Below are 5,287 nucleotides of genomic sequence, written 5' to 3'. Positions count from 1 at the left end.
TTTCTGACTTGGCTGAGGGATCGTACATACTGGAAGTTATGATTGATGACCAACGAGTTTTAAAGCGCATAATAAAGGCAAACTAAGGCAGCATTAGCTTAGGCTTGTGCAAGGCGATCTCCTAGGGAGGTCGCTTTTTTTATGAATATTGAATTATTTATTTAGCAGTCAACTAAAAGAAGAGCCTCAATTACTTTCTACTGCTTATTTTTATCAATCAATAAAACCATGAAAGATATAGCGCTGGTTTTTATTTTCATTTGGATTTGCAGTCTTTCCTATACCAAGGCTCAATTACCTGACTCAATTCAATTAGCATTAGTTGACATACAATCATCTGAGGCAAAAATTCAGCATCTGTTTAGCATCTCTCAAAATATATTTAGATCCAATCCAGACTTAAACATAGTTGTATTAACAGAGGCATTAAGAATAGCCCATTCTACTAAAAATGAGGAAGCTATTATTGATGCACAAGTAAAAATAGGAATCTATTTTATCTATAGAGATAATCTGGATTCTGCACGCAAATTATTTCTAAATGCACTTGAAATTTCCAAAAGAAATAAGGATTCAACTCGGATGGCCACAGCTTACAGTGAGATTGGCATTACGTATTACAATGAGTCAAATGATCAGCAAGCACTAAGTAATTATATCGCGTCGTTTCGAATTCTTGAGAAATTGAATGACACAATCCGATTAGGCGCTATTACCAATAATCTGGGCAGTGTCTATCAATACTTAGGTGAGTACGAAAAATCAATAGAGTTTTTCAAGAAAGCTATTCATTATAAAATACAACTTAGGGATTCTGCACGTATGGCGTCTTCTTATCATAATATGGCTATGTCTTTCCATGATCTGGACTTGATTGATTCTTCCTATTATTATTTGAAAAGAGCAGAGGTGCTTAGAAGGAAATTCAATGACGTAAGAGGTTTGTCGAAATCGTATGCTACGTTGGCAACTCATTTCATTGATCTTAATCTCCTAGATTCGGCGCTTACTTATATAAATAAGTCAATTGATATCGATAGGAAAATGGGTGACAACATAGCACTTGCAACCGATTTAGTTAGTCGTTCTGAAGTACATTTTAAGATGAAAAAATTTGTCTTGGCTATTCAGGACGCCTCAGAAGGACTTGGATTCACATCAGATGTTAGGACAAAAAAAGATGCATTGCGAATATTGGGGGATTCATATGAAGAAACCTTGGACTTTAGAAAATCTGCAAATTATCGAAAACAATACGCGATACTAGCGGATTCGTTGTTTCAAGCCGATAAACGAGCTTCTTTGCAAGAGTTGCAAGTGCAATTTGATACTGAACTCAAGGATGCAGAAATCAGCGAATTAGCTGCCCAAAACGAAATCCAGGCGTTACAGTCTGAAAAGGATCAGCAAGCTAAATTGCTGCTGGTTATTGCAGCAATTTCACTGATCGTAACCGTGGGACTTTTGTATATCAGATTCAGAGCGAAGACCCGAACCAATGAATTGTTGGATGCCAAAAATCAAGAATTGGCCAACCTAAACCGTACCAAAGATCGTTTGTTTTCTATCATTTCACATGACTTGAAAAGTCCACTTTCCTCTTTTCACACGATCACATCCAGTTTGACGTCCGATTGGGACAGATTAGAAAAGGAGCAACTGAAATCATTCATTGAGTCGCTCAGAGACAGCTCGGCAACTGTTCGAGACATGATGGATAATTTGCTCAAGTGGGCATTGACCCAAACCAATCAACTGAGCTATCAACCGACTTCTGTGTCACCTAGTCAAGTGATTATGGAAGTTCTAAGCCAGTTGGATGCTTCAGCTTCCCTGAAGAAAATCACGTTCAATAAGGACATAACGAGCGAGTCGGCCATCACCGCTGACAAACAATTTCTGGAAATCGTCATTCGAAACCTTCTAAGCAATGCGGTAAAATTTTCCAAGATGGAAGCTCAGGTGTCCATACTGGTTCAGGAAAATGAGCGGCATCTTGTTATCCAAATTCAGGACAATGGAGTTGGTATGGATCAGGCGGAAGTTGATCGGCTATTTGCGGGTGAGATTGTAGCGCATGACATTCAGAATTCATCGGAGAAGGGAACCGGACTGGGCCTTAGTTTGTGTCGGGAACTAATGCTGAAAATGGGCGCCACTTTATTGGTGAATAGTGAATTGGAAAAGGGAACTACCTTTCAGCTGGAATTTGCCAAAGCTGCATGAGTCAACACACGCTTTTTATTATAGATGATCACAAAATAGTTCGAGATGGACTGAAGGCCATGCTGCTTGGCCGGCCGGATATTTCAGTAATTGGCGAGGCGTCTTCTGGTAAGGAAGCCATTGAAAAACTGTCGCAAGAAGCACCATCTATCATTTTTGTTGACCTGAAACTACCTGATGCAAATGGGAGTGTTCTGGCGGGGGAAATTCTGAAAATTCACCCAAATTCGAAATGTGCCATACTTACGGCGGACCCCAATCCCACGGATTTGAAGCGAGCGCAAGAAGTGGGCGTGCTGGCTTTTTTGACCAAAGACATGGTGGCCGATGAATACTTTAGGGCATTGGACAACCTGATAGATGGTAAGAGGTATATCTCCACGGTTTTTTCAGAAATTTTGATCAACTCGGACACCCAGTACACCCCTCGTGAAATTGAAGTTTTGCGAGGTTTCTCTGATGGTCTTTCCTATAAGGAAATAGGCGCACGATTAGATATGAGCCCAAGAACCGTAGAAACTCACAAGAATCATTTATTGGAGAAAATGCAGGTCAAGAGCATTGTTGAAATGGTCCGAAAAGGCATTCGCGATGGGCTGATTGAAGCCTAGTCATCCGTAATATTCCGTACCCGAAAACGGAGAATTCCCGATTGATGTTGGTGGTGGCTATTTAGAATTTTAAGGTTCTAAATAATAGCTGCCATGAAAAATCATAGAATTCTTATTAGCACTCTTTTACTGATGGCTACTGCAACGGCCATTGCACAGACGTTTAGCCTCGTAAGTAAAACACCCGCCACAAATTCTGAAAAACCAACCAATCTATCGTTTACCATGACCTACGATAGAGGGATCATTAAAAACAACGGGTATTTGGAATTGAGAAAATTCAGTACCGATGAGCTCATCGGTTCTTTTTCTGTAAACTCTGTAGTAAGTCCGTTCATTTTTAGTATTTCTGGTAACACGGCTACTCTTGCGACGATAAATCCAACGGATAGTCCAGGGGACATTATCCTTCAGCCAAATACTCAATACTATGTGACCATGCCTCAAGGGATGTTCAGAGATGCTTCAAACAATCAATCCGCCTCCATAGTCAAAGGTGGTTGGACGTTTACTACTCGTTCGAATAATGGAGTGGGGCCAATCATTACAAGTATAACTCCAGGCAATGGAGCAGCGGATGTAGCTCTTGATGAACAGGTCACAGTCAATTTTAGTGAGCCCATTACTGTGGATTATTCGCCTGGTTTTTCGGCTGAAACCGGTTCGCATTTTGTAGGTCTCCAGCATGTATTTACCAGCGCCGACAGAATGAGCATACGGTTGGCCCATTCTCAAACGGACTTTCAAAAAGGCCAGGTTTATTCCATTTTGAAAGGCGCTAATTTGATTTACGATGATGACGGCAATGCACTTCCGGTCATCACCGATCCTGACTATCACACATTTACAACATATTTTCCACTTTCGATAGATAGTTCCAATCCAGTCAATGGTGCCACGGGTAGTTCTACTGACGGGCAGTACAGTCTTACTTTTAACAATACCCTGGACGCGCCTTCAAATCCAAGCGCTAAAATCTCCCTATATAGATATGACAATGATCAATTCGTTACTTACGGCTCATTCTCAAGGTCAGGTAAAACACTAACAATCAATTTTGGCACATTAGATGCCTTCACCCATTATTATGCTTCTGTGCAATCAGGTGCAATCACGGACGTTTTTAATCAGGGTTTCAGTATTGGGGGCAAAAGTACATGGCATTTCACTACAGGTTCTGTACCAGTCTTTCCGCCTACTGAAATTGCTTTATCTGGAAATGTACTCAATGAAAATAGAAATATAGATCAGCAAATCGGAACATTCAGTAGCACCGATGTGGATGATGTCAATTTTACCTATTCATTGGTAGCTGGCAGTGGAGATGTAGATAATAGTTTTTTCCAAATCACTCAAAATAGATTGTACACTATTGCTCCGTTGGATTATGAAGCGAAGGCCATCAGAAAAATTAGGGTGCGTACTACCGATCCTGATGGAAATTTTTTCGAGAAGTCATTTGATATAGTCGTTCAGGATGTACCCGAAATTGTAAGCTTAACTCCAGCCAATGGAACTACCAACGTTTCGTTGACCCCAGATCTTATTATTCAATTGGATCAGGCGGTGACTTTGGAGGGGAGTGGGGCATTTAGAATCATGAGAACCGCAACCGACGTGCAACATGGTACAAATTATGACTTGGGTACGTCGGATGTAACCCTTGATGGAAATATATTAACACTAAATAATGCGAGTTTAGCAGCAAATACTGGTTATTACATTACAGCCGCAAGTATCGGTGCAGGCGACTTAGTGGGAACCAATGGAAATGCACTGGCTGGATGGTTCGCAAAAGACTACTGGAGTTTTACGACAGGAGCGGCAGCAAACTCAGCCCCTACAAACATTTCTCTCAGCGCGTCATCAATCAACGAAAACAATGTCGTCAATGCAGTAATTGGTAACCTATCCACAATAGACGCCAATGCAGGGGACAGCCATACCTACAGTTTAGTTTCAGGAACTGGGAGTACAGACAATGCAAGCTTTAATATCTCTGGGAATCAACTTCGGGCCAGTGTAGTTTTTGATTTTGAAAGCAAGAACAGCTACAGTATCAGAGTGCGAACTAATGATGGTCAAGCAACATTTGAGAAGGTGTTTACCATTACTATTCTTGATGTGGCGGACACGGATGTGACTCCACCAACTGTGTTGAGCTTTAGTCCGTTAGATGATGCCACTAATGTGCCAGTCAATACCACTTTTGTTGCCACCTTCAATGAAAACCTTATGCTACAATCAGGAGTCAGCGTGGTGTCATTAGCAATAGACGGGGTTAATCAAACTAGTTATACATCAGTTAGTCCCGAATTGAATTTGAATGGTAATGTGCTTACACTTAACCCAAGCAGTGATCTTTTGAACGATACCAATTACAATATTTATTTGGGAAGCGGCATCAAAGACCTGGCAGGTAATTCTATAAACTCATCACTAAATACAGC

Annotated in this window: 3 protein-coding genes; all 3 read left to right on the top strand. The window is 40.9% G+C overall.

Features of this window, described 5'->3' with window-relative positions; all coding sequences use genetic code 11:
• Positions 1-228 precede the first annotated feature (228 nt).
• Positions 229-2,226, top strand: coding sequence for a tetratricopeptide repeat-containing sensor histidine kinase (locus RIC88_RS00480; protein ID WP_350215431.1), 1,998 nt, complete (start codon positions 229-231; stop codon positions 2,224-2,226).
• Entirely contained in the window at positions 2,223-2,837 is a 615-nt protein-coding gene (locus RIC88_RS00475) for a response regulator transcription factor (protein WP_350215429.1), read from the top strand. The genes RIC88_RS00480 and RIC88_RS00475 overlap by 4 nt, the downstream gene beginning before the upstream one ends.
• 93 nt (positions 2,838-2,930) lie before the next feature.
• Positions 2,931-5,287 (top strand): Ig-like domain-containing protein (locus RIC88_RS00470; protein WP_350215427.1); only part of this gene is annotated, 2,357 nt, incomplete at its 3' end.

This window comes from Ekhidna sp. (assembly GCF_040220215.1).
In the GTDB taxonomy this organism is placed as follows: domain Bacteria; phylum Bacteroidota; class Bacteroidia; order Cytophagales; family Cyclobacteriaceae; genus Ekhidna.
This window is presented reverse-complemented; position numbering and strand designations above follow the sequence as displayed.